Source organism: Bacteroidota bacterium (assembly GCA_016183775.1).
Classification (GTDB): domain Bacteria; phylum Bacteroidota; class Bacteroidia; order JABDFU01; family JABDFU01; genus JABDFU01.
Genome location: JACPDY010000093.1, coordinates 65,180 through 89,647 on the forward strand (window position 1 = coordinate 65,180; position 24,468 = coordinate 89,647).

The 24,468-nt window shown below is 39.2% G+C and carries 24 protein-coding genes; 21 read left to right on the top strand and 3 right to left on the bottom strand.

The window, feature by feature from the left end:
* Positions 1–26: 26 nt before the first annotated feature.
* From HYU69_11900 to HYU69_11955, 12 genes are all read left to right on the top strand, one after another.
* Positions 27–5,693 carry a DUF1249 domain-containing protein gene (locus HYU69_11900; GenBank protein ID MBI2271038.1) on the top strand — a complete coding sequence of 1,889 codons (5,667 nt, stop codon included), beginning with the start codon at positions 27–29 and terminating at the stop codon, positions 5,691–5,693.
* A complete protein-coding gene (locus HYU69_11905; protein ID MBI2271039.1) occupies positions 5,694–6,023 on the top strand; it encodes a hypothetical protein in 330 nt (109 codons plus the stop codon).
* 71 nt (positions 6,024–6,094) lie between these two features.
* A complete protein-coding gene (locus HYU69_11910; GenBank protein ID MBI2271040.1) occupies positions 6,095–8,881 on the top strand; it encodes a DEAD/DEAH box helicase family protein in 2,787 nt (928 codons plus the stop codon).
* Positions 8,882–8,929: 48 nt separating this feature from the next.
* Entirely contained in the window at positions 8,930–10,432 is a 1,503-nt protein-coding gene (locus HYU69_11915; protein MBI2271041.1) for a hypothetical protein, read from the top strand.
* A gap of 10 nt (positions 10,433–10,442) precedes the next feature.
* Complete coding sequence (locus HYU69_11920; protein ID MBI2271042.1) at positions 10,443–10,766, top strand: hypothetical protein; 324 nt, start codon at positions 10,443–10,445, stop codon at positions 10,764–10,766.
* A gap of 14 nt (positions 10,767–10,780) precedes the next feature.
* The gene (locus HYU69_11925; GenBank protein ID MBI2271043.1) at positions 10,781–11,395 is read left to right on the top strand and encodes a hypothetical protein; all 615 of its coding nucleotides are present in this window, start codon (positions 10,781–10,783) and stop codon (positions 11,393–11,395) included.
* Between the two features lie 23 nt (positions 11,396–11,418).
* Positions 11,419–11,652 carry a hypothetical protein gene (locus HYU69_11930; GenBank protein MBI2271044.1) on the top strand — a complete coding sequence of 78 codons (234 nt, stop codon included), beginning with the start codon at positions 11,419–11,421 and terminating at the stop codon, positions 11,650–11,652.
* Between the two features lie 18 nt (positions 11,653–11,670).
* Positions 11,671–12,225 carry a hypothetical protein gene (locus HYU69_11935; GenBank protein MBI2271045.1) on the top strand — a complete coding sequence of 185 codons (555 nt, stop codon included), beginning with the start codon at positions 11,671–11,673 and terminating at the stop codon, positions 12,223–12,225.
* A 107-nt stretch (positions 12,226–12,332) separates the two neighbouring features.
* A complete protein-coding gene (locus HYU69_11940) occupies positions 12,333–12,791 on the top strand; it encodes a hypothetical protein (GenBank protein MBI2271046.1) in 459 nt (152 codons plus the stop codon).
* A gap of 7 nt (positions 12,792–12,798) precedes the next feature.
* The gene (locus tag HYU69_11945; GenBank protein MBI2271047.1) at positions 12,799–13,674 is read left to right on the top strand and encodes a hypothetical protein; all 876 of its coding nucleotides are present in this window, start codon (positions 12,799–12,801) and stop codon (positions 13,672–13,674) included.
* Positions 13,675–13,773: 99 nt separating this feature from the next.
* Positions 13,774–14,610 carry a hypothetical protein gene (locus HYU69_11950; protein MBI2271048.1) on the top strand — a complete coding sequence of 279 codons (837 nt, stop codon included), beginning with the start codon at positions 13,774–13,776 and terminating at the stop codon, positions 14,608–14,610.
* A 7-nt stretch (positions 14,611–14,617) separates the two neighbouring features.
* Complete coding sequence (locus HYU69_11955) at positions 14,618–14,986, top strand: hypothetical protein (GenBank protein MBI2271049.1); 369 nt, start codon at positions 14,618–14,620, stop codon at positions 14,984–14,986.
* Between the two features lie 50 nt (positions 14,987–15,036).
* Here the strand turns inward: HYU69_11955 and HYU69_11960 are convergent, their stop codons facing one another.
* Both HYU69_11960 and HYU69_11965 read right to left on the bottom strand, forming a co-directional pair.
* On the bottom strand, positions 15,037–15,834 hold the full coding sequence (locus HYU69_11960; GenBank protein ID MBI2271050.1) for a DUF3050 domain-containing protein: 798 nt from the start codon (positions 15,832–15,834) through the stop codon (positions 15,037–15,039).
* A 35-nt stretch (positions 15,835–15,869) separates the two neighbouring features.
* The gene (locus tag HYU69_11965) at positions 15,870–16,307 is read right to left on the bottom strand and encodes a hypothetical protein (GenBank protein ID MBI2271051.1); all 438 of its coding nucleotides are present in this window, start codon (positions 16,305–16,307) and stop codon (positions 15,870–15,872) included.
* 105 nt (positions 16,308–16,412) lie between these two features.
* Here HYU69_11965 and HYU69_11970 point away from each other — a divergent pair, with 105 nt between their 5' ends.
* Complete coding sequence (locus tag HYU69_11970) at positions 16,413–17,444, top strand: AAA family ATPase (GenBank protein MBI2271052.1); 1,032 nt, start codon at positions 16,413–16,415, stop codon at positions 17,442–17,444.
* A 5-nt stretch (positions 17,445–17,449) separates the two neighbouring features.
* On the opposite strand, the gene HYU69_11975 is transcribed toward HYU69_11970, so the two are convergent.
* Positions 17,450–19,876: a S8 family serine peptidase gene (locus tag HYU69_11975; protein ID MBI2271053.1), complete on the bottom strand. Its 2,427-nt coding sequence runs from the start codon at positions 19,874–19,876 to the stop codon at positions 17,450–17,452.
* A gap of 253 nt (positions 19,877–20,129) precedes the next feature.
* On the opposite strand from HYU69_11975, the gene HYU69_11980 reads away from it, so the two are divergent.
* From HYU69_11980 to HYU69_12015, 8 genes are all read left to right on the top strand, one after another.
* Complete coding sequence (locus HYU69_11980; protein ID MBI2271054.1) at positions 20,130–20,315, top strand: hypothetical protein; 186 nt, start codon at positions 20,130–20,132, stop codon at positions 20,313–20,315.
* 71 nt (positions 20,316–20,386) lie between these two features.
* A complete protein-coding gene (locus HYU69_11985) occupies positions 20,387–21,259 on the top strand; it encodes a hypothetical protein (GenBank protein MBI2271055.1) in 873 nt (290 codons plus the stop codon).
* A gap of 107 nt (positions 21,260–21,366) precedes the next feature.
* Positions 21,367–21,894, top strand: coding sequence for a hypothetical protein (locus tag HYU69_11990; GenBank protein MBI2271056.1), 528 nt, complete (start codon positions 21,367–21,369; stop codon positions 21,892–21,894).
* Positions 21,894–22,514 carry a hypothetical protein gene (locus HYU69_11995; GenBank protein ID MBI2271057.1) on the top strand — a complete coding sequence of 207 codons (621 nt, stop codon included), beginning with the start codon at positions 21,894–21,896 and terminating at the stop codon, positions 22,512–22,514. Before HYU69_11990 ends, HYU69_11995 begins: the two co-directional genes overlap by 1 nt.
* 4 nt (positions 22,515–22,518) lie before the next feature.
* Positions 22,519–22,968, top strand: a complete 450-nt coding sequence (locus tag HYU69_12000; protein ID MBI2271058.1) for a hypothetical protein — start codon at positions 22,519–22,521, stop codon at positions 22,966–22,968.
* A gap of 26 nt (positions 22,969–22,994) precedes the next feature.
* Positions 22,995–23,633, top strand: coding sequence for a hypothetical protein (locus HYU69_12005; GenBank protein MBI2271059.1), 639 nt, complete (start codon positions 22,995–22,997; stop codon positions 23,631–23,633).
* A 36-nt stretch (positions 23,634–23,669) separates the two neighbouring features.
* Positions 23,670–23,897 (top strand): hypothetical protein, encoded by a 228-nt coding sequence (locus HYU69_12010; GenBank protein MBI2271060.1) that lies wholly within the window; start codon positions 23,670–23,672, stop codon positions 23,895–23,897.
* 11 nt (positions 23,898–23,908) lie between these two features.
* Positions 23,909–24,463, top strand: coding sequence for a hypothetical protein (locus HYU69_12015; GenBank protein MBI2271061.1), 555 nt, complete (start codon positions 23,909–23,911; stop codon positions 24,461–24,463).
* Positions 24,464–24,468: the final 5 nt, after the last annotated feature.

Here is a 24,468-nt window from a genome sequence, read left to right on the forward strand (position 1 = left end):
GATCACTAAAAGCATTTGTCAACAGGATGAGCAAAAAAAATCAGGAAACCTCCGGTGTGCCTCAAAAGGCATCCACTCGTAAATGGGCGGATGAAGTTATTGCCATTGCGGAAAATCCCGGACAAGGTGGATTGGAGATTCGCTTTAATGCCGAACCGTCCCCACAACTTCAACCCAAGCTAAGGGTACATGGATTTCGACACAGCAGGACAATGACGATGTGGTATGGAGATAAATCAACCGAGGCAAAAGAATTTGCCGAACAGGTGAAGATCACTCTGCCCACATCACCGGATGGGCCTGACCTTTTCCTTTCCCCTTCTTTCAATGCGGTTAAAACCAACATCGAGAAAAAGGAGTTCAGCTTTATTCTCATTACCCTGAAAGATGGAAATCTAAAAAACTTCATTGTTTTTGAGCCGTCCAAACCGAGAGCAGAAGTGATCGCTATGAACTTCGCCAAGCAGGAGTTCGGAGATCAGTTTCTTGCTCTCGCTGCCAAACCAAAAACACACATTCGGGAAGCACGAATGCTTTTCGATGAAGGAAAGATCATTGGAGCAAATGAGTTTGTTCCAAGGCAAAAAACAATTCATCCCGAAAGTAAAACGCCAAGAGAAAGCCCAACACAGACCGACAAAATTCCGGTGAGAGAAATCTCCCTCACAACGAAAGAAAGTAATTCACAACCGCTTTACAAAGAAGGAAAGAAGTACAGCGCATGGAGTGGAGCCGATCTGTTCGTGAAGGGATTAATTGGAAAATTCTCTGATGTGTATTATAAAGTTATTTGGCAGAATGGTGAAACTATCGAAGGATCTGTTGATTTGGAACCGGTGGATTTTTACCAGGGCAAAGAAGAAATTTTATCCAGCCACATTAAAAATTATTTCCAAAATCTTTCAAAAATACAACCGAGCGTATTGTATTCAAAGAAAGCGATTGAAAAGGCTGCAAGGATTTTAAAAGGGTACGAATTGCAACACGTTCCGCTATATGTTCAACCACTGGCGAAGAAACAACCTGAAAAGTTTGATGCGTTTGCGGTACTTAAACAATTCCATGACTGGCTGAAAAAGGATGGTAAGGGATATGAAAAGGTTGAACACGCTACCAAAGAAGATTTTGATGCATGGCTTGAAGAAGTTAAGCCGGACATGAGTGGAGAAGATCCCGAACGAGTTTGGAACCATCATTTAGCGATGGTAAAAGCCGCAAATAAACTCCACAATAAAATACATGGAGTTCCTAAGATGCAGCCCTATTCTTCCATATACAACAAGCTATTGAAGATCATCCCCAACCTAATAGAACATTTAAAGCAAGGAAAGCAAAGTGGTAAATCAGTTGTGGATCCTTCCGGTGGACGAATGGATTTGAATTATGATTTCTTAGGCAAAGACAAAAACGGTAACTATCTCATTGCGCTTGCTCACAACTTCGTGCAAAACGGAGATGTAATGGCTGATCCTGATATGCAGATCAGGATTATTCCTGACATGGAAGCTGCCGAAGCGCTCACCTTTCAACAAAGTTATGGAGATGTTTACCAAGAAGTGTACAGTGAAAAAGACGGTAAGCAGCTGGTCAATCTAAAACTGAAAAAGGATTTAAACTCCTTCCTGAATCAATGGCTTACCAACATCATTAACCAGGGACATAAGATTGATTTGTCGAAAGCGGAAAGCGATGAAGAAGAACAGCAAGAGCCACAATCACAAACTGCTTTAACCACAGAGTTCAATTTCAGAGCAACAGGCGCAACCGGGGACATTGTTTTCAATCCCTACATCATGGCCAAGTACATTATGAAAACTGATAAGGCCATACTGTACCATCAATGGGTTGGGCGCTTTGGTGCAGAATCACTAAAGGGCAGAGCATTCAGTAAAGATGAACGGCAATATCTCCGGGAACTTTTTACTGTGAATGTGCTTAACAATGAAAACAATGAGCGCCATTACAAAGAGATTTACGATCAGACGGAAGAAAAAGAATACGAAGACAAGCCCAATGCTGAATATACAAATGAAGTGGAAGAAAAAATTGAACGTGAGCGTAACGGCTGGATTCATACCCGGTCAGAAAAAGTAAGAGCAAAAGAAAAGTTCAAAACACTTGGAATAACACAACCATTTTCAGCCAAAGAAGCATTTAAAAAAAATGTTCCGGTCATAGACCTTGTTCAGCGCTTTGATGAAGTATCGCAGGAACTCCAGGAAAAGTACGAGAAACCAATTACCAAAGAGATCCGTGAGATCAACTCAGAGCTGAATAAACTTAAAGCCAGTAAATCCAAAGAATCGGGAAAGAAAAAGAAGGAACTGAAGGACAAGCTAACCGGGCTGGAGAACAAACTTAAATGGGGAGAATATTTAATCTCAGAGGAGTACACCACCTTCCAGGATGAACTCTTTGATGAAGTCGTAGCATTTGCAAAAAGCCTGGGATTTGACATGGAGAGCGAACCCACCAGCTACAATGTAACCTACCTCGATAAGGACGGAGAAGTAATTGACACCACCGAAATTGATGAGAACAGCGAGGAACTGGCAAGAAGCCTGTACAAAGAGTTTGGGCATGATCCAAAGCAGCTGGATAAGATAGACATTGAACAGCTTTTGTCCGATATGCCTGACATTAATTCTTTCAGGGATAGTGTTATGGAAGGTTTGCTGGATAACCGGATGATGGAAAATTATTTTAAGGAGCCGGTAAAAAAAATGGCAGAGGAATTTACCCGTGAGTATTTCAAGGACAAAGACACAAGCATATCTGATACTTCAAGCCAACAGCAGGATGAACCCACCGATGAAGGATATGACGGTACAATCCAATTCAACCCGGTTGTGATGGCCAGGTTAATGTATGACGACTTGTATTTGCTGTATATGTTCAATGGAAAATTTCAGCAAGAACTATTGCAGGGCAACGAGTTTTCGCAGGAAGAAATGGATACAATCCGGGTGCTTTACACTTCCAATATCCTTGAAGACACTATCAACGAACAGAAGTACAAAGAACTTTTTGGGAAGACCACAAAGAAGCAGTACAAAGTCATTCCGCACAGCAGGTATTCATCCATTTATCTTGACATCGTTCGTGAATTGCTTGGTAAAAAAGCTAATACTTTAAAATCAAACGCAGTTACTACACTTGCTGGCTCACGCAATGAAGCAAAAAGGAATGAACAGTTTGCATTAGCGGATTCCATTCAGAAGCAAGCAAATGTTCACAACAAAGAGTTGCAACAATCCATCAACGAGGGAAAAATTCCAGCTGAACTAATCAAAGAAGCAAACAAGGAAATCACCTTACGGCCAATGGGTGTGAAAAATGAGAAGCCTGTTCTATCCAAGCCACAACCCGCTAAGATAACCTCAGAGGTAAAAGGCGGAATAAAAGATATTGTAAACAAGGAAACACTCATTGCAAACATTATGATTCCTAAAGGTGTCCGGGAACCATTCATTTCAAAGAACATTACGCAAAGGAATTTTAACTCCGATAAGTTCAAAGACCTTGAAAAGTTTACTGACGATACTTTATCCAAAGCCACTCCACAACAGTTGTATGAACTCATGCAACTCACGCATCCTTCGGATCATTCCATTGATGTTTCAAGAGGCACATTGCTGGAAGTATTTGAACAGCGAGGTGAAGAACTTTTTAAAGAATTGGGGTTGCCCACCGATAAAAACTATCCCTATGTAAACGTTTACACAGGCTATAAAAGCGTTGATGCACTCTATGAGGTATTGGGGAACAATGAAGACGACTGGTGGGCAGCAGCGGAAAATTACAGGGCTATTGGTGATCCCCAAAAAGCTATTGAAATTATTGATAAGGAAATGGGCAAGCTGAAAGAAGAAAGTAAAAAAATGCTCAATGATAAAACCGGAAAAGTAAAAGGGAAAAACAAAACCATCGCTAATAACCTGGATTGGGAAATGAAACAATACAAGCAAGGCAAAGATGTGATATTGAATTTTCTTAATAACAAGAAAGCTGTCCTGAGTGAAGCACCCAACAAAGGTTTGATCGCTTCATTGGAAACAGCCTACTGGACGAAAGAAGATGAAGAAGACGAAAGCTATCCTGATAAAGTTATTATTGATGGTACAGCTTTTCATGCTTCCACTTTGCAGGAACGTTTACTGGAAGAAATAAAAAAATTGCCTTTAGAAAGGCAAGTCGAAATTGCTGACCAGGTAGCTAAAGAATTTAATACGGTTGCGCTGAATGATTATACCACCGACAACGGCTCTACGATTCGGGACGGTGGATTGAATTTGAAAATGCAGGTTATACAGGAGTATTTTTTTGATCTCTTTAAAGAAGGCTACACTCGCAAACTGCTACCAACAAAAACACTCCTTGGTTTTTTAGTGGATATCCTCATTGACAAGCAGGAAACCTTAGTGGACAAACCTGTATCAACAAAGTCCAAGAAAAATAAAGATGCTTCACAAAGTGATCCACTCACAAACGATAGCGGAGTTTATATTGAAGAAACAGCCGGAAAAAATCTTGAACAGATTGAAATACCCTTTCCAAAAGATGTAAAATTCAGAGCCTCCATTGAAATTGCAAAGACAAGTACCGGAGAGTATAAGTTTGGAATTAGTGCAGCAAAACTCTTTGGAGATGCTCAGGGAATAAGCTGGGCAGCAAGTATTGACGGACAAAGCTATTCTACAAGGAAGGAAGCCTTTACTCATGCCTTCAAATTTATTTATCTGCGGATAGAACTATTGATAGCAACACAGGATAGCATACTCAATAACGAGGAGCAAAAGAAAAAACAACTGGAGAAATCATTGAAAGTGCTTAAAGCATTTGGAGAGGAACAGGGAATTGAAATGTCAGAGAACTGGAAATTTATTGAGAAAAAAAAGAAGTCAGCAGCTTCCAGGGAAGAAAGTACAAAACCTAAAAAACTCTCCCAGTTGGAACTCAACCAGTCCATTGAAGAATACATTGATGAAAAGGATAAGAAAAAAAGTGCTTACAGCGCAATGGATAAAATTCATATCAGCCAATATACCGGTTCCGGTGGACTGATAAAGCAAGGCGCAAGCGGAAAGGGAATACTCTACGAATACTATACCCCGGACTTAGTGATTGAAAGAATGTGGGCGCTGGCCTATGATTTTGGATTCAGCACAGGCAGGGTATTAGAACCATCCGTAGGCACAGGACATTTTTTAAAGTATGCACCAAAGGATGCAGTGATCTATGGATTTGAAACAAACCATTATTCAGCCCGCATCGCACAAATACTTTACCCCAATGCACAAATATTTGAACTGCCATTTGAAACCACTTTCTTTTCGGGAAATGTTCACCTGAAGGACGATTTCAATAAAGATCACCCCTTTGACCTGGTGATCGGTAATCCACCCTACGGAGAGTTTTCGGGTAAGTATGCCGGCATGGGCGAAAAGAAATGGACCGGTGCAACGGAGTACGATCAATACTTTCTCACACGGGGTTTAGACTTGTTAAAACCGGGAGGACTATTGGTATTCATTATTCCAAGTAATTTTTTTACCAACGATTCCAAGTACGACAAGCTCAAAGAAAAAATAGTAGCCAAAGCAGATTTACTCGATGCGTACCGGCTTCCCGGAAGAACCTTCGATACAACTGACATAGGCACAGACATAGTAGTTTTTAAAAAGAAAATATAAATGATTGCAGCAACGCAAAGAAATATGATATCAAAATACCTAATGGGAAGCGGGATACTTTACAATAAAAACAAAACCGATTACAACGAATTAAACTTACAACAAATGGCAAGAAACAGTGAACGAATTGAAGAAGTACGCAAACTCATCAACGTAGAACTTGGTGAATGCAATCATGTTCTATGGCCGAAGGTGTGCGAAATGCGAGGCACAACAGAAGGCCAAAGAAGATTGGAAGATATGATTATCCGCTTGTGCGCTGAAGAAGGTATGGGCATTGGCCCAGCCATCGCTCAAACAGAACAGGAATTGGGACATGAGATTCTTTAAGGATGGCACAAGGGTATAAGATGTTTCGCTCGATAATCAGGGACATTAACCAACGAAAAAAATCACGACAAATGGAAGCAGTAACAACAAATAAAACGGAAACGCTTGACAAATTTGCCAACTTTCTTTTAGAGCATGAAACCATTGACGGTTACATGAATGACGGACAAGTCAAAGAGCAGTTCGGGCGATTGGGAAAAAAGGCATTACAGAGTCTTGCCATTTACCTTGGATTAAAAGAGTATGATATAAACTTTAATAAGTCCGGTGATGCAGGAAGCGGTGATCTTCGGTTGATGGGAATGTTTACGCCCGACAAAGGAATATATATTTCTCTAAGCAGGGACGGAATAAATAACGTATTGTATCGCTCCATTAAAAACATGAAGGACTTTACAGGAGGCAGCAATCATTATTTCCATGAAGATGATTTTCTTTTTCCTGCCAATATCAAATCCTACGTTGATAATTTGTTGAAGCTCGACAAAAGCAATGGAGAAGAAGAAAACCTTGTGGATAGAAACACAAAGTCCATTGACCTGTTAAAAGGAGATGAATGGTTTAAACAACATCCTGATAAAATACTTGGAGAACAATATCAAACAACAGACCGTTTTGGAAAAGCTGTAACCAAGGTCAGAGGAACAATTGATAACATCAAACAGGGAATAAATGTTTCGCCTGTCAATCTTCAGGTGGAAGATTCACCTGCACTCGAAACAGACATCAAAGAGCCTTTAGAGCAGCTATTATCCGACAAGGTAAAGAGTGATAACCTGGACAAGGTAATTCACCTGACCAAGAAAGATCATGCAGATAAGGCACTAAGAAAAATATCAGGTGAGGAAGAAAAAGAAGGCGACTGCGGGACTGAAACTTTTTGCTTCGATGATATTATGAAGCAATACAACAAAGGAATCAGCGATGAAGAAATAAAAGCCTGGCTTTGGTACAAACGAAAAAACAATGGATTCAATGATGAGAAAGTTATTCTGAATACAAATAACGGCTGGTCAAAATACATTATTCCACTTGCTGAAACCGCCAAATACCTTGACAAATGGCTGAAAGAAGGAGTGCTGTGTTATTATGACGGAGGCTATATGCCAAGTGTATTGTACTATGCAGAAAATATTTATACCAGGCAGTCCATGTTACTGCGTGAGAAAGATGCAATTATTAAAAATTACGGCAAGGATCAATACGAAAGACAATGGAAAGGATTGGAGCAAATCAAGCCACGCAAATTAACACTTGCTGATCCGGTAGTACAAAACCGCCTGTTCATTAAACCGGATTCATCCTTTGCAAAAGAAATTAAGATCAGCCGGCTTGTTGATGGAACCTCATTTAAAGTTTATGAAAAAGAGTTTCTGAAATATGTGGAAGGAGAAACATCACTTGTAGAAGCATTCAAGACATGGCTTCGTGCGCTTGCTAAAAATGAATTTAAAAAGTCGAACGATTGGGACATTATTACTTTTTACCTCGAAGGAAGAAACCCCGGCAGGCACTACGACAAAGAAGAAAAATTGCGTTTAAAACAAAATGCAAAAATGGAAGGCGATACTTTTTTTGTCCGCTTTCTTGCTGAAGCGATTATGCGTGATGACCAGCTGCGGATTGAACAAGCCTGGAACAGTAGTTACAATGGTTATGTGGAGATCAACTATTTCAAAGTCCCGGTTGCTTTCACCTGCTCCAGTACATTTAAGAATAAACCCTTATTCATCCGCAATGCACAGCGGGAAGGAATTGGCTTTATCAGTGTGCATGGTTCCGGCTGTATTGCTTATGATGTTGGATTGGGTAAAACCATGACCGCCATACTTGCGCTTGCACAAGCGTTAGAAAGCGGGCAATGCAAACGTCCTTTCATCATTGTTCCCAATCAGACTTATAAAAACTGGCTTACTGAAATCCGGGGTATGGTGGACAAAGGAAAAGTATTGCTTACCGGACTTTTGCCACAGTACCAGGTGAATGATCTGTACAACTTAGGATCGGAATACATAGATCAGCTGAAGAATGAAAAAGGTGAGATCGAGAAAGTACCTGAATACAGTATTTCCGTATTGACTTACGAAGGATTTAATCGTTTGGGCTTTAATGATAAAACATGGAAAAGCATTGGTACTGAACTGTACGAGATACTCAACCAGGGAACTGAACAAAAGCGTGAACAGGAACAGCTCTTTGAAAAGATTGATGAAATGATGGGCAGGGGAATCAAAGGTGGCATGGTGAACATAGAAGACCTTGGTTTCGATTATATGGTGGTAGATGAAGCCCATGCCATGAAGAAATCTTTTACGCAAGTGAAAGGTGAGATCGAGGGAGATGATGCAGAAAGAGGAAAATCAAAATATCAGATTAAGTCCGGTTCGCCTTCCGGTACAGCGTTGAGAGGCTTTATGATTAGCCAGTACATTTTGCGGACAAACAAAATGAGAAATGTTATGCTGCTTACCGCTACTCCATTCACCAACAGTCCGCTTGAAATTTATTCGATCCTGGCGCTGATCGGATATCAGCAATTGGATAAATCCGGTATTAAGAACATCAAGCAGTTTTTTGATTTGTTTATCAAAACAAGCATGGAGCTTGTTATTAATGCCAAACTCAAACCACAGCGAAAAGAAATTGTGTTGGGCTTTAACAATTTAATTGCGCTTCAGTCCCTCATCTTTAAGTTCATTACATACAAGACTGGTGAAGATGCAAACATCCAGCGCCCAAATAAAATTGTATTGCCAATGGTAAGCATGAAAGTTGGAGGTAAGATCATATCCCTGCCACCGGAAGAACAGGTCAGTACCAGTCTTCCCATGACACAAACTCAAAAAGAGTTTATGTAGGACATAGAATCCTATGTTACCGGAAATACCAGCCTGACCAACTTTTGTGTGAACCCTCACGGTTACGAGGACGGTGAAGAAGGTGAAGAAGGTTTTGCAGAGAACCTGGATGAGAAAAATTTATCCGATGATGAAGCGGAAGGAACACGCATACTTCGTGCAATGTCCTTTGCACGTCAGCTCGCATTAAGCCCTTACCTGTATGCCTGTAATCCCGAAAAGCGGCCAACCTACGAGCAGTATGTTGAAACATCACCCAAGTTGAAATACGTGATGGATTGCATTAAATCCGTTAAGCAATACCATGAAGAACGTGACGAACCGGTTTCAGGGCAGGTTATTTATATGAATGCAGGCGTACATTATTTCCCGCTGCTAAAAGATTACCTGGTACATAAGGTTGGATATAAAGAAAGCGAAGTTGGAATCATCAAAGGCGGTATCAGTGTTTCCAAAAAAGAAGGAATCAAAGAACGCTTCCTTGCAGGTGATGTTAAAATCATCATTGGCAGCGATACCATCAAAGAAGGTATCAATTTACAGGAGCGTTCTACGGTGCTTTATAATTGCTGGCTAAATTTTAATCCCACCGATCAAAAACAGTTAGAGGGTAGAATTTTCAGGTTCGGAAACATCTACGCCAACGTGCGTATTGTTGATCCGCTGATGGAAGACAGCATAGATATATTCATGTTTCAAAAGCTGGAAGAAAAAACAAGCCGGATCAATGAGATTTGGTTCAGGTCAGGAAAAACCAATGCACTTAGCCTTGAAGAATTTAATCCGGGTGAATTGAAAATGGGATTGGTAACGGATCCTCATGCGCTGGCCGGGTTAATGATGATGGAAGAAAAGGAAAGATTGCAGGACGAATTAAACGGCCTTAGAAATCAAAAGGAAGTGCTTAAAACACTTGACGAGCAAAGAGCCATTTATAATACCAATTTCCCGCACGTTAAGAAAACAGCTGATAAGTATAGCCCTTCCAAAGAAGCAGGAAAAGCACGTACAATTGAAACCTTATTTAAAATTTACAGGGATTACCTGGAAGATGAAAATTCAGGATCCTCTTATTTGGATGAGAACACTTTTGATAAAGTGAGAAAAGCGTATGCTGCGGTACAGAGGGGTATTGAACAAGTGCTGCAACCAAGAGGGCTGGACATCAATTTCAAACTGGAATCGGTAACGAAAAATCTTGACAAGGAAATTGATGTGAAGCAAAAATACATGGATGAAACCACAGGAGATAAGGGTATCAATGCCAAGGCAGAAGAAATTATTGCAGACCGTGTTAAAAAGGGCTACAAACCCAAAACAGTTGCGGAGCGTGTGAAAGAATTTGCAAGCCTGAATCCAAAGCTGTTAAGCGAACGCATGGTGTACGACGGATCTGATGCAGCCAAAGCAAAACAAGCAGAACAGAAAAAGAAAGGCCAGGCGCTTGAAGGAACAGCCGACAGGCTCACCAAGATCATTGAATTACGTGAATCATTCAAACGCATGAAAAACCGGTTGGAAAAAGTAAGGGAATTAAGAAACGCAGCATAAAAAAAACAATATGAAAACCACAAACATTGACAGCTTTATAAATCTTCTTACTGAAGCTAAAGCGAAAGGATGCACGAAAGTAAAATTGCAGCTCTATGATAATTGGGAAGACATTGTAAAGGAGCAAAAGAACCCTACGCAAAAGCCGGAGGAATACCAGGTGGATGTTAGGTTTTACAATACCGTAGAATTTGAAACAGAGATAAAGAACATGGAGGCTACCGAGAAAATTATTACCAAGGTCGAAGGCGATACATTCATTATTCGTGTTTCACTTTCAGATCGGGACAGCTTGCTGAAGAACCTGGGTATCGAAGAATTTTATAATCACTAACAAAAATAAAACACATGGCTACCTTAAAAAATAACCCATACGACCTTTTGGATAAGGAGAAAATTTCCAAGAAACTTTTAAGCGAAAAAGTTTTAAAAGGACTTTCAATTTTTGATGAAACCCTTACAGATGTGGAAGAATATCCCAACGATAAAAAACTAAAAAAGGAGGCAGAGGAAATCGGAAAGGAAATAGTTGAAATGGTGAAGGAGGATATTGCCCGGATCAAAGAGGAAACGCAGGAAGAAATAGAAGATACTGCACAAAAGGAAACCAAAAAAATTCATTCCAAAAAGGTGATGGAGAAAGCGGAAAAGGTTTTGGGTGATTTGGATATATGCCGTAAAAAAATCAGGGAAGACCGTCAGCAGAAAATAGAAAGTGGCGAGATCAAAGCGCCAAAGAAAAAAACGCTGGTCGGAAAGCTGCGCCAGGAATTAATAAAAACAGCAACGCTTATTCCTAAAAATCTCAAAGACGATAGCGATGTTATCCAGCGTACACAAAAGGCTGTGCTTAATTTCCTGAATGAATTAAAAGCTATATGGGGTTTGAATAAAATAAAGCCCATTCAGGACGAATTAAAAGAAAAATTCAAGAAGCTGGAAGAACAAGCTGTGCATGAATAGTAGTGACAATAAAAGGAAGCGCCATGAACAAAAATACCATTATCATAACCACAGTCGGATTAGTAATAGGAACTGCTGAAGCATTGCTCTATTATAATCTTGGAAAAAGTGCAGGAGGAAAATTCGCATACAAAATGCCTCCGACCAGCGAGTTCTTTAAAACCGTTGGCGTAGTGTTAGTCACTTCCATACTAACTGCGGGAATTTCAGGATTCATCGAATCACGCTTTAATGACGAAGAAAAACAAACAGCATAAACCTATAAAATCTATAACATGAAAAAATTTCCGCACCAAGAGTTCATCACTGACAATTATGATGTTATTAAATCTTTTCCCCCATCCGATTTGCTTCAAAAGCGCATTTTAGGATTTGACGAGTTGGAAGAAGATTGGAAACATACAACCGGGGAGGATGAACAAGAGCTTTTGAGTAAGCTCGAAAGTCTTTCCCATGAGTTAATGGAAGACTTGGAAGAACAGTACGAAGATCATTTGGAGAACAATGACCAGGAGGAAGAAGAACAACCGGAAATAGCAGCCGAACCCATACAGGAGGAACCTACTCCTCAACCGGAGCCAGAAATTCAAGAACCGGAACCTGAAATTCAGGAGGACAAGTCTGAACCCGAATCTGAGGCTCCTGAACCCACCGATGAAGAAATACTGGCAGGGCTGTTTGCAGAAAACAAACACCTTGTATTGCTCTCAGAATTGAAGGAAAAGGGCTTTAAAGCCGGTTTAGACAGCAAAAGGTTGTTAGTTGGTAAGTTCTGTCTGCACAGAGGGAAATATGATACTTGTTATAAAATAGTTATTAACCAGGATTAAAAAGGGGACTGTTTTTTTACATTTGTAAATTATACTATATAAGTTAAATTATATAATATAATTATAAAAATGAACGCAATAAATGCCTATAAATACTTATAAGAAACGTGAACCAAACAGCAACCGCAAACAATTACAATCAACTGCAAGACAGTATTGATAAGGTCATTGGAAAAATTGGCCTTCGCAGAACCAAATATCTATTAGACAGCTTTATTGATAATACCACTGTCACGCAAGGCGAGCGTGAAAAGATCAAAATGGTAACTCAATACCTGGTCAGCCTGACGGCAAAAGTATTTGAGTTAAAAGAGGAGCTGTTCTTCGTCAGTACTGTCCGTGAATACCGGGATGCAAGAATGTGTTGCTTTCACCTGTTACGAAAATACACGGAGGACACTTACCCTAAAATCGGTTTGAACTTTAATTGTAGCTCACGGATTGTCATGTATGGCTGTTTCGCTGTGGAAGATCGTTTAGCCATGCCCAAAGGCAATGCAAAATTTGTAGGCAACTATACCCTGCTTGAATCAAGGTTGATAGACTTTATTGGAAAAATTAATTAATCCCATCATGGAAGATACAAAGGAACTTATTGAAACTGTTTTAAAGAAGGATCCGCAGGACATTGCGTTTGAACCAATACCGGAAGAAAATGATAGCCCATTGGCGCAACCGGTGGTTAAAAAAACTCATACATCGGAAGATGTAGGTGATTCCAAGAAGGAAGGAAAGGACAGCGCAAACATAGGCGAAAATAAAGAGGAACCAAAAGTTAAGCCTAAAGAAAAGCCAACAGATGCACCCGAACAGGAAATTGATGCCGAGCCAACCGAGGAAACAAAGAAAGATGGTGAATCCGGTAAGGAAGAAGAAGGCTTTGCTATCCCATTAGAACACGCTGGCCTGATGGCAGACAGCATCATCGGTACAATTAATAATACCGTACTGGAAGTGGGTGGCGGTTACTTCGTAACAATCCGTAAGCATAAGGACTTCTATGACTTTGAAGAAGTAATCCAGGTCATAGATGAGCAGAACGTTAAGAATGTTAAACGGATGAAGCTGGATGAAGAAGACAAAGCCTTACTTCGCCCACTACTTATTCACATACTTAGAAAAAAAGCTGCGGCACTCAGTCCTGAAAAGCAACTGCTAATGGTTGCACTATCCATCATTATCAAAAAAGCAAAAGTTGTTATGGAAATCCGTGCAGAAAATGAAATGCTTGTTGATCGCATTCGTGATATTATCAGGAAAGAAGTAAGAGCCTTCAAGGAGGAACAGGAGGAAGAAGAAGAAAATGAACAAGAGGAAACCGCCTCTGAAACCAAAGCAGAAAAAGACAAAGGAGAAGTAGCTGAAGTAATTTACGAGGAAACAATACAAAACCCAAAAGCAACCAACCGTACCGGAGTGCCTGATTCTGCATTGGAGACGTTTGAATAATTATTGACCTGAAAATGAATGTCTGCAATCGTAGAAAAACCAAAACTCTTTCAGGGAATAGTCCTCGTTAATAAGCAGGACGAGCGACAACCAATGTTAATGTTGGTTTGTGGCGAAACAGGTGTTGGTAAAACATTCCGAAACATTTTAGAAATTGAAAACTACTTGCGGGATCATCCTGGAGTATATAGAAAGGGACGTAAGGTTTTAATCTTCGATGTGAACGATGATGATTACGAATGCTACACTACTGTCAGTCCCGATTTTATACGTGATTTAAGGAGTATTCGCGCCCGCAGAATACGTCCGCTTACCAAGTATGGTGAAACCATGTCCATTGAAGAAAAAAGGGATATGGTTGAACGCATGGTAAAGCAGTTCACAGACGGTCTGCTGGTATTGGAAGACTTGGACAAATACATGACAGGAGCCAAGGGCCAAACTATTGTAGGACTTCTTACCACAAACCGGCATCATGGTTTGGATATTATGATCTCCCATCAATCCATTGCTAAAATTACCACTACTGAATTTCAGAACTGTACTTGGTTACGCCTGCATAAACAAGTGGATGATGTAACCCGGTATCGTAACCGGATCCCCAATTATTTCCTGGTCCGTATTGCAACGATCATAGTCGAGGAACAATATCTCATTGGAAACATCCGCTTTTTCGTTTATGTGAATATGAGAAAATTAAAGGTGCGGGGATGTAGCGTACCGGCCTTTATCCGAGCATGTAAAAAATATCTCGATACAGAGGAAAACGGAATGATAAGACGAATGATGATGGAGCGAGATTTTTATAGCAAGCTAATTTATAAAAACCGGAATGAAGTAGTTGTTAAACTGATTGCTGAATTACTCCGCTACCACGAAGTGAATTTTCAAAGTCCTATTGCAACTGAAAAAATTGCTGAAGCAAAAGCAGCATAAGTAACCTATGTATATACCAGCCAGTATCAACGAACTTTTAGAGGAACGAATTAAATTTTGTGAAACTGTATTAAGCAGGCAAGCTGAAATACCCGATTGCAGAAACAAAAAAAATATGATTGATGAGTTTGATTCTGAATTGAAAAACTTTAAGGAAATAAAAAGACTATCAGATGCAATTCCCCTATGCACAGATTATTCAGAGGAATATAAAACCCGCAATCGTTTTTTCAAGTCAGCTTCCAAAATGATTTATAAAATGATTAACCATTGCAGGCAGCAAATGGAGGGGGTAAGCGATTTACTCACCATTCATCAAACACTTGATTTAATTGAGGGCTTGGAGAAAATCAATCTGCAAGTAAGTGATGTGTGAAGCCTCTGTTGAAACAAGAAGGCAAAGGGTTACTTCACCAGCTGATGCAATTAGAATGCGTTAGCAGGAGTATTCTTCTTTATTGTTATTTGCCTGTGTACACCATCCCAAAGGTCAATGCGTTTTTGCAGAGCCTCTATGGTAGCCCGCTCTGCTTCATTCCAAAATTGTTCGTCTGAACCGCAAAGGTTTGATATCATTTGTAATGCAAGATGACTATGATGATCTCCGTCAACCTCAATGTGCCTTTCAAGATAATATTTGAAAATTGAAATGCTGTCGGGAAAGTTTTTATGTATATCATTTACTATTGAAAGAAACATTCCGGGAATTAGGTCTTCTCGCCCAAAAGTGAAAATGGCTGATTGCAAATAATCCTTATTACTTACAATAATTTTGAAGGTAAAGTCAACAAAGTCACGAGCCTCTTTAGGTGTATTGGAAGATGTGAATGCTGTATTAAAGTCCCCGGTTTTTTTTAATTCTGCTATAAACTTTTTTATTTGGGAAGTGTCCGCCCCACATTGGTGCATAGCATCCAGGTATAATTCAAAATGGCTCTTTCTATTGCCGAAGCTGTCAAGATCAGATTCTTCGCCAACAACTATTTCATTAATAAGATGTCTTGTGTCTGCCGTACCTTTTGGAAACCAGGGAACCGAAGTGCAGGTCAGATTATTTTGCAGGGCTTTTAATAAAGACATGAAGTCCCAAACTGCAAAAACATGATATTGCATAAAAACTTTAAGATCGTCTATATCATGGATTGCTGAATAAACTTTATGATTAATAATTTGTTGCCTCAAAGGTTCAATAGTTCTTTTAATTTTCTCTATATGTTCGTTCATATTGTTGGCTGTCCTTTTTACAATCATTGTTAATCTTATTTCTTTGGATTAGTTGTTATTCCCAAAGCCTTATTAAATAATCCCTTTCCAAAATCGTCATTCACTTTACTAATGTTTTTAAATTTATAATTCATTAAATCTTCTGAAATACCAATAGGAACTAATATTTCTTTTTGTTCTTCCGGTGAAAAGCCATCAGACTTTCCATTCTCAAATATTATCGAAGCTCCTTCTCCGCCTCCCTTTCCTCGGTTATATACCTCATAGCATACTCCCTTAGTGTCTTTAGGATTGAATAGACATTCCATTTTCAGTTTTACAATTGTACCTACTAACATGGGGATTATTTGAAATAATTTACCTAATTGAATGCCAAAAGTAGAGTTTTTTTTAAGGAATACTGACTCAATAAGAGCAATTTTCTTTATGAGGTTGGCATCAGTTTTGAGAATTTTACCCTTGTAAGGAGCCAATTTATTAGAGTTCAGGCTTTAAACAGGTAATATGTGAATAAAATCAAAAAGAGATTATAACTTTGCCTATTCGATTACGTATATTTACCCCATAAGTTGATAAGAATGTCCCAGTTTGATCTCATAAAAGATATTGCAAAATTTGGTCTGGAAAATGACAAGGAGAGGCTATTGGAGGTACTTAATGAATTAATTGAATATTCAAAAAAGACAAAAAAATTAAATTTTGCTCTACAACTACAATCAATTCTCAAAGAGGCTATTCGCACTCAGCAAACCAGTGGATTAACCAAGGTGGGATCTCCTCAACATTTTATGAGGGAAGAAGACAGAGAAATAGGTGAGTTTATTCTTGAAAAAGTTACTTCCGATTACCGTTTTGAAAATTTGGTCTGCTCCGATGAAGTGGAAGAAACTTTAAAACTTTTTATTAAAGAGTATAAATCTGCGGATCTATTAAGACAATACGATTTACCTGTATCAAATAAAGTTTTGTTTCATGGCCCTTCCGGTTGTGGTAAAACTCTTGCTTCTTATGTTCTTGCAGGAGAGTTGAGTAAAATGATGATCGTAATTAATCTCGGAGCTATTGTTTCTTCTAAACTTGGTGAAACAAGTAAAAACTTAGCAAAGATTTTCAGACGAGCTTCTGCGGAAGGATGTATCATTTTTATAGACGAATTTGATACGCTTGGAAAAGTAAGAGATTATAGCCAGGATCATGGTGAAATGAAAAGAGTTGTAAATACGATTTTACAGCTGTTTGATTATTTACCACAGGATAGCATGGTGATAGCTGCGACTAATCATGCAGAAATGATTGATAATGCTTTGCTCAGAAGGTTTGATCTTAAGGTTCATTTAGATTTACCCGACAATAAACATATTCAGGAACTCATAAATAAAACGTTAAAATCCGATTTGTTTGAATTTGATAAACCTAAAGCACTTCCTCAAATAATCAAATCGTGTAAGGGACTTTCCTATTATTCAATTCAAAAAACACTTGTGACTACAATCAAAAGGAGCATTTTTGAAATGGATAAAACAACCATTGGCGTAAAAGCCAAGATTAATACTACTCTGTGGTTGCAACTTCTTAAAAAAGAAATTCAGGACGACTCTTTAAGTAAATAAGCTGGCTATTCTCCTATCTCAACATCAATATCAGGTTCAATAATGCCGATCACTTCTATTGTGTTAATGGCTGAAAGTTCATTGTAAAGACGGTTAGTATTCGTTTTCTCGTGAGGCAACTCTGTAAATGTTAATGCAAGTGAAAACTCATGTGAGTTTTTTGCAAGAATATCCGCAACGGCATTATCAATCTCATCCTTATTGGTGCAGCGTATAGCAATACTTATTTCATTGCTGACATTACCTATATCTTCAGGCTGTAAATTATAATCAATCTTCTGAACATTACTCAGAAGTCTGTTTTCAATTCCAAAAAAGTCTTCAGACCATCGTATAGCTGTCTTGATTTGATATTCCTTTCCATCCTTCATAGCCATACCGGGAATATCCGGTTTAAAAACTCCAAAGCTGATATGCAATGGGCAATAAGAAAGATGATTGTCCTTTACAGGAAGAAATTTGTAACATAAAGTTGCCGTTACATTCAACTTATGATTGGTTTTATGTTTTGTTGGATTCAGGTATTCAGGTAGTTTGATCTTAATGAGTTTAAATTCCTCTACTGTAATAGTGTCTTCTATCACAAACGTAATGCTGTTTTCATTTGAAAACAGAACACTTTCACGATTTGGAGTGCCATTACCAATAAGTTTTTTCAACAATCCTTTTTCAGTAAAATCAGGTGGGTTATTCCCACAAACAGAATCAGAGGCATTAATTAATAAGGCTTTTACAGTTTGTACTTTTAATTTTGGATATGCCGTTAAAATTTCCGCAGCGAGTGATGATACCAATGGGGTAGAAAAACTACTTCCGGCATTCCTTGTATAAAACTCTCCGGCATTAACTGAAAATACTTCCATACCAGCATTTTCATCCAACAAGTCCCCTCCGGCAAAAACCATATCCGGCTTAACAAGATTTTTGTTTTTCTGATTTCTTGAAAAATTGGTTCCGTTAATTTGCTGGTTATAATCAAAATGAAATTTCCTTGCATAAGAAGCAGGATAAATCTTTGCGGGAGTTATTCCTGATGTATCTTCTTGTGTAAAATTTTCTGCTAATGCGCCAACAGTAATATTATTAAGTGATTCAGAAGGAGTGCAAATATTCGTTGTTTCACACCTGTGGAAAGGACTGTCTGTATCAAGGCAATAGAAATAATTTGGGTAAGTATGTGAATTGTGTGCATTCTCATAAAGCTCTTTCACTCTGTCATAATCAATATTACCGCTTGAAATAAAAATTAGCAGATCATTCCTGTAACTCAACAGGTCAAGCAAATAAGCGTAGTTTGAAAATGCAGAATTATATCTTTTTGGTGAATGATTTACAGAGAGATTAAACAAACGAACTCCCTTGCTATATGCGGCTTCAATAGTGCCGATAAGATCATTATGACTAAAATTTCCTTCGGAATCTGTTAATACTTTAATAGGTACAATAAATGCCTTGCCCTGGTATTTCTCCTTTACTTCAGTAAAATATTCCACTCCAAGCGCTACCAATCCTGCCACCATTGTTCCATGCCCATGACTATCCCAATTTGCTGCGGTTCCTGTTAAGTCATAACTAAAACCAGCCATAACACCTTTTAGTGGATCAATGTTTTGAACTCCTGTATCAATGATCCCAACGAAAGGTGCATTTTTATTTGGAGTAATTTCAATTCCAAAACTTCGTATCACAGTTCCTAATCTGCCTGGTCGAACTTTACCAGCTCTCGTGCTTTGAACTGACTGTACGATATCAAAGTTGTCAGTTATTAAATCTATCTGTTCTTTTTGCAACTCATAAATTTCAAAAGCATTTCCATCTTTTTGATATGAAAATTTTAATTTATTTTCTTCTAAGTAAGCGTTTAATGCTTTAAATATTTTATCTGTTTTCAGGCTGTACGGAGGAATAAGGTTGAACGAGGAAATCCGTTCATCATAAGCATTGATTATTTTACGTGAGTTGATAAACTCAAAATGAGAAATTAATACTATAAGATTATATTCTTGTCCTTGAAAAGGCTGGTCATCCGAACTATTATAATATAATTCCAAATGCTTTTGAAAAACTTTAAATAACTCCTCGTTGTCAATTGCAAATAATACAGTTTTATTGAAATCAAAAAAGGATAATACTTGCAATCCATATTTTTTAATAAACTCCTTTTGTAAGCTGTGATTGAAAACCTTAAAAAAATGTATTCTAACCTGGTCAATATGCTCCGATACAGCAATAGTCCTCTTGTTATGCCTATTTCTTTTTTCAATATTGAAAATTCTACTATCCTCTTTTAATTTGTCCTTCTGAGGCGTGTAATTTTTTTCTTCTTCTTCCTCTGGTGGCTTTGTTTCAAAGCCACGATTCTTTTTAAACTTCTCAGAAGATGTTGCCTGATTTTTTAAAAACAGATGAGGTAATTTTTTGTTTTCCGGCATTATAAATTGATTAAGGTAATTCCTTTGGCAAAAATAGGCGTTTTTTTATTTAAAAACTTGTAGTCTTTTTCATTACTCCATCCCTTTGTTTTCACCTGTCCCGCTATTGTCCACCCTGTAATTCGTAGTCCACAGCATTTCCGCTCCTATAATCCATCATGCATTACGCTGAATTTTGACCTCGCAAGGTTTAAATACCAATTCACGCAAAAGCAATCGATTAAAATCAAAAAACCATTAAAAAATAATTCACATGGAAAACACAGCATTATCCAAGGTATCAAACACCAACTGGAAAGAAATCGGAATCACAGCAGGAATTGTCCTTGTAGTTGGCTTTGTTGCCACACTTGGAGCTATCTACGCCTCAAAAGGTATAGATAAAGTACTTGCTAAAAAGGCTTCTTCAAAGGAGAGTGATTCTACAAAGAAGGCTTAAGTGTACATAGGGCCTTGCAACGATCACAACGAAAACAAAAATCAATTATTAACAACTAACAACAAAAAGCCATGAATAAATATAACGAAGAAATTCGCAGGTATGAAAAAGAGGCCGAAGACAAGTACGATGATTTTGATGACGACAATTATGATGACGATAATTTCGACACCGGACTTGAAGGCCAGGATTCGTATGATGAAGATTCATACGAAGAAGTAGAATACATCGGAGAAGACAGCTACGATGATGATTCATACGACAGCTATGAGCAGGCTTCCATCGGAAAAATCAATCCGAATGACAGAACTCTTACCATTTCCATCACTAATACCAGCGGAGCAGATGCGGAAGCAATCGTATTCGGTGGTAACGAAGGCGCAGCCCAACCAGCAGGCGTACTTGTCGTGGTTCAGGAAAGCTCACACAACGAGGTAAGAGAAGAAAGCAAAGCCAATCCGTTCAAGATCCAAGGTATGAAAATGTCTGTGTCTGATCCGTTGCAGTTTGATAGCGTATGGAAAATCCTACGTAAATCAGCAGCCGGTTCCTTCAACTCGCATCCATACCAACCTCGTAACGCAACATCGCCTCAAAATACTAACCCTAATTTGATTGACGATAGCGCATTTGAGATGGATGTTACCGGACAGGACAGCATCCGCTTCTTCCAAAAAGCAGGTGTAAAAACCACGCTGACCTTCACCATCAAAGCTCGTGTTGATATGGGTAATGTATTGTCGGGACAAAACGTTGCGGAAATTTCCACAGCACCACGCCCAACAGGTTTACCTCAAATCGACTTGGCTAAACAAGCCCCAAAACCAGTGTTCGGTGTGAAACCAAGAATGAAAAAAATGGTTCGCAAAATCGTTCGCAGGCCAATAGGCGGTGGAAAACAAAGACCAGGTGGACCAAAAAGGCTGTTAAGAAAACGCAGATAAGCTGTATTCAGCTAAGGGTTAAACAGAAAAAGCCAAAGCGGGAAACCCTCTCAGCTTTGGCTTTTTTCACAAAAAGTAAAAACCACAAACCCATTAATTAAAAAACCATGTGCAAAGGAAAAGCGCAAAACAGGATAGACTACATCGTATTGCAAAAGCCGTTTGATGCAGCCAAGATTGTTGAGAAATATGGATATGAAGCTCCAAAAAAAGTTGAGGACTTGGTTAAATCCGTTAAGCTCCTTGTGAAGAAAAAAGGAGAACCGGTTATCAAAGAGTTGATCAGCATACACCCGGAGAAAAAACTCATACTGGAAGTATCAGGACATAAAAGCGATGAGAGTAACTATTGCGGTTGCCATAGCTCTTATTCGGGAGAAACAAAAGACCTGCTCGACAAACTTTCAGAGTTATCGGTTGACGATCTGACCAAGCTCTATGACGATACGAAGATGCAATCCAAAGATAACCCGGAGGACAAAACCATGATGGCCCAGGTAGAAACCATTTGGGATGAACTGAAACGCAGAAAAAAGCAAACACAAAAAATTGAAGGCAAACAGGAAAACAGTGTTTGGCTGAAAATATCTATTGGAGTTATTGCGGGAATAATCATTGGAAAATCTCTTAGCTAATGGTAAGGATCACAGGCAGGGACAAACCAAAGGAGCAGGAAGTAAAACTTACCGAGAAATCTAAAGCCATGCTTCAGATCATCGGGATCCTTATTGCTGATAAACCTAAAGCTGTTCGTGAGCTTTTGGAAAATTACAGCATTGAGCTGACGGAAAAACCTGATGACAAGGAACTGACTGAAAAACTATTATCCGCAGTTGGTGAATGCAACAAAGAGTTTAACAATGAGCTGGGAAGTATTATCCTGGACTGCACACTTGAAAGTGAATATGACAGCTTTGATTTTAAATCTCTTTTCAATAAGGGAGGCGATGCAGAAGCAGAAGAAGGTAGAGGATCTTCCGGTGGTGGTGGAATATTGGGAGGAATTACCAATGCGATTGGCGGGATTGCCGGATCAATCGGTGCAGGGAAAAGAGCAAGAGAAGAAGCTACCTCAAAAACACTTCAGGGAATATATGCTTACAAGGCACAACTGGCAGCAAACGAACAAAGCAAAGGCAAAAACAAAATGTATATGCTCATCGCTCTTTTTGTTTTGCTTGGATTAGCACTCGCAGCAATGGCCTTTTACGCAAAGAAACAATCGGAAGAACAACCATTACCATTAAAAGTCTAAAACCATGATACTACAAAAAAACAATTTCGGTCTTACTGGTCTTTCAAATTACGCAGGCTATGATGATGATTACGATAATCTATTTGCCAGGTTAAAAGAAAGGAGAGCCGAAAAAAAAGAAGCAAGGCAGGAAAAAAAAGCCGATAGGAAACAGCGCAAAGATGAAAGAAAAAGTGAAAGGCAGGAAAAGCGTGAACTCAACAGCGAAAAGAAAAGGCTGAAAAACGAACTGAAGCAAACACAAATTGATGAAAAGAAATCTCAACTCTCCATGCTCAATCAGGCAGGCGCAGCACCCTCACCGGGATTACCTCCTCCAGCCGGAGGAGATAACTCCATGATGATGGTTGCAGCGGTTGTGGGAGTAATATTCATTGCAGGCATCGGCTGGGTAATGATGAAAAAGAAACCATCTCCGGCAGCTGCTCCGGTTGTATATGCAAAAGCAGCTTAATCACTAACAATTAAAAATAAAAAACCATGATTATCGGAGAAACAATCAACAGCGGATACGATGGATACGAAGAAGAAAATTACGACTATCTGTTCAAACGCAAAAGCAAAGAGGAACGCCAGCAAAAGAAAACGGTGCGACAAGAAAAACGTGCCGAAAAAAAACAAGTCAAACAGGTAAAACGCCAGGAAAAAAAGGCGACCAAAGCAGCTACACCAAAAAAGCATCCCATTCTTGGAAACTTCGGATTGTTCAATAAGAACAAGAAAAAGGAAGCGGCAGCAGCAAAAACTGCGGGTTCATCCGGTGCGTCAGGTTCTTCCGGGAAGAATGAAGCGGACAGCGATTCCGGTTCTACATCAGGTGGTGAGGGAAATCAATCAGGAAGTGGATTAACAGCTTTAGCAGCCGGAGCAGCTGGCTTACTGGATAAATCCAAAGGAGGCAATGATCCCGCAAGTGAATCAGCAGGAGAAGGAAACGAAGGAGCAAAATCGGAAAGCAAAGAACTTGATGCAAATGGTAATCCTAAAAAGCAAGCAGGTATGGGAGCTATGTTCGGTTTTGTTTGCCTGGGTGTTGTTATCCTGGTTGTAGGAGTGGCGATCTACAAAGCGGACAAGAAACCTATTTCAGAACTACAACCACTAAGAGCCGCAGCATAAGTTAAACTCCGTCTTTGACGGTAAAAAATAATTGACATGGACATATTAGCAGATCCGCATGAACAGGAAGTAACGATTGATGGAGCAACCCCGCAGGGAGCATTGTTTGTTTCTGTGAAAAACACAGGAGCCAACATCGCAACTTTTAATGGAGTATCGCTACCTCCGGGAGAAGCAAAGAGCTACTCCTTTGTTGGAAAGGGCTATAAGGCATTGCCTTATGTTGTCAATGGTTCAACGCTCAAAATACTTTACATCCTATAAAACTTAAAGCAATGATTAGAGCCGAAAAAGCAAATCGCATCATGCAGCTTTATGAAAGTGATTACGACAACTTTCTTGATAAGCTAAAGGCGAAACGCAAAGCAAAAAAAGAAGCGGCAGCGAAAACAAAAGTTGAAGCAGACACCGCTGATAAAACAGTAAACGAAGCCGAGGCACATAAAAAAGTGCATCTCGGACAAAAGGCAAAAAACCTATTGGACAAGGTCGGAGGTTTTGAAGGCGCTTCAGGTACTATTCAGAACGTGATGAAATACTTTAAGAGTAGCGAGCCTTCCGACTATGAAATGAGCATGGGTGGAGAAAGTGAAGATCCCAAAGGTGAAAAAAAGATTATGGGGCTTCCACCGATAGCAGTTTATGTGGGCGGTGCTGTACTTGCGCTGGCTGTATTATACGGCTTATCCCGGATGATGAAAAAAAGTAAAGATATACCGGCACAAGTGAAAGCACCGGTACAAGCACCTGCACCTGTTCCAGTTCCTTCACCAGTGGTAGAAGTTCCAATAGCAGCACCAGTAGAAGAAGTTTTAAAAGCAGCAGCGTAAACAAC

Coding starts and splice junctions, on each gene's coding strand:
- HYU69_11900 (MBI2271038.1), top strand. CDS start 27: ATGAGCAAAAAAAATCAGGAAACCTCCGGTGTGCCTCAAAAGGCATCC.
- HYU69_11905 (MBI2271039.1), top strand. CDS start 5,694: ATGATTGCAGCAACGCAAAGAAATATGATATCAAAATACCTAATGGGA.
- HYU69_11910 (MBI2271040.1), top strand. CDS start 6,095: ATGGAAGCAGTAACAACAAATAAAACGGAAACGCTTGACAAATTTGCC.
- HYU69_11920 (MBI2271042.1), top strand. CDS start 10,443: ATGAAAACCACAAACATTGACAGCTTTATAAATCTTCTTACTGAAGCT.
- HYU69_11925 (MBI2271043.1), top strand. CDS start 10,781: ATGGCTACCTTAAAAAATAACCCATACGACCTTTTGGATAAGGAGAAA.
- HYU69_11930 (MBI2271044.1), top strand. CDS start 11,419: ATGAACAAAAATACCATTATCATAACCACAGTCGGATTAGTAATAGGA.
- HYU69_11935 (MBI2271045.1), top strand. CDS start 11,671: ATGAAAAAATTTCCGCACCAAGAGTTCATCACTGACAATTATGATGTT.
- HYU69_11945 (MBI2271047.1), top strand. CDS start 12,799: ATGGAAGATACAAAGGAACTTATTGAAACTGTTTTAAAGAAGGATCCG.
- HYU69_11950 (MBI2271048.1), top strand. CDS start 13,774: ATGTTGGTTTGTGGCGAAACAGGTGTTGGTAAAACATTCCGAAACATT.
- HYU69_11955 (MBI2271049.1), top strand. CDS start 14,618: ATGTATATACCAGCCAGTATCAACGAACTTTTAGAGGAACGAATTAAA.
- HYU69_11960 (MBI2271050.1), bottom strand. CDS start 15,834: ATGAACGAACATATAGAGAAAATTAAAAGAACTATTGAACCTTTGAGG.
- HYU69_11970 (MBI2271052.1), top strand. CDS start 16,413: ATGTCCCAGTTTGATCTCATAAAAGATATTGCAAAATTTGGTCTGGAA.
- HYU69_11975 (MBI2271053.1), bottom strand. CDS start 19,876: ATGCCGGAAAACAAAAAATTACCTCATCTGTTTTTAAAAAATCAGGCA.
- HYU69_11980 (MBI2271054.1), top strand. CDS start 20,130: ATGGAAAACACAGCATTATCCAAGGTATCAAACACCAACTGGAAAGAA.
- HYU69_11985 (MBI2271055.1), top strand. CDS start 20,387: ATGAATAAATATAACGAAGAAATTCGCAGGTATGAAAAAGAGGCCGAA.
- HYU69_11990 (MBI2271056.1), top strand. CDS start 21,367: ATGTGCAAAGGAAAAGCGCAAAACAGGATAGACTACATCGTATTGCAA.
- HYU69_11995 (MBI2271057.1), top strand. CDS start 21,894: ATGGTAAGGATCACAGGCAGGGACAAACCAAAGGAGCAGGAAGTAAAA.
- HYU69_12000 (MBI2271058.1), top strand. CDS start 22,519: ATGATACTACAAAAAAACAATTTCGGTCTTACTGGTCTTTCAAATTAC.
- HYU69_12005 (MBI2271059.1), top strand. CDS start 22,995: ATGATTATCGGAGAAACAATCAACAGCGGATACGATGGATACGAAGAA.
- HYU69_12010 (MBI2271060.1), top strand. CDS start 23,670: ATGGACATATTAGCAGATCCGCATGAACAGGAAGTAACGATTGATGGA.
- HYU69_12015 (MBI2271061.1), top strand. CDS start 23,909: ATGATTAGAGCCGAAAAAGCAAATCGCATCATGCAGCTTTATGAAAGT.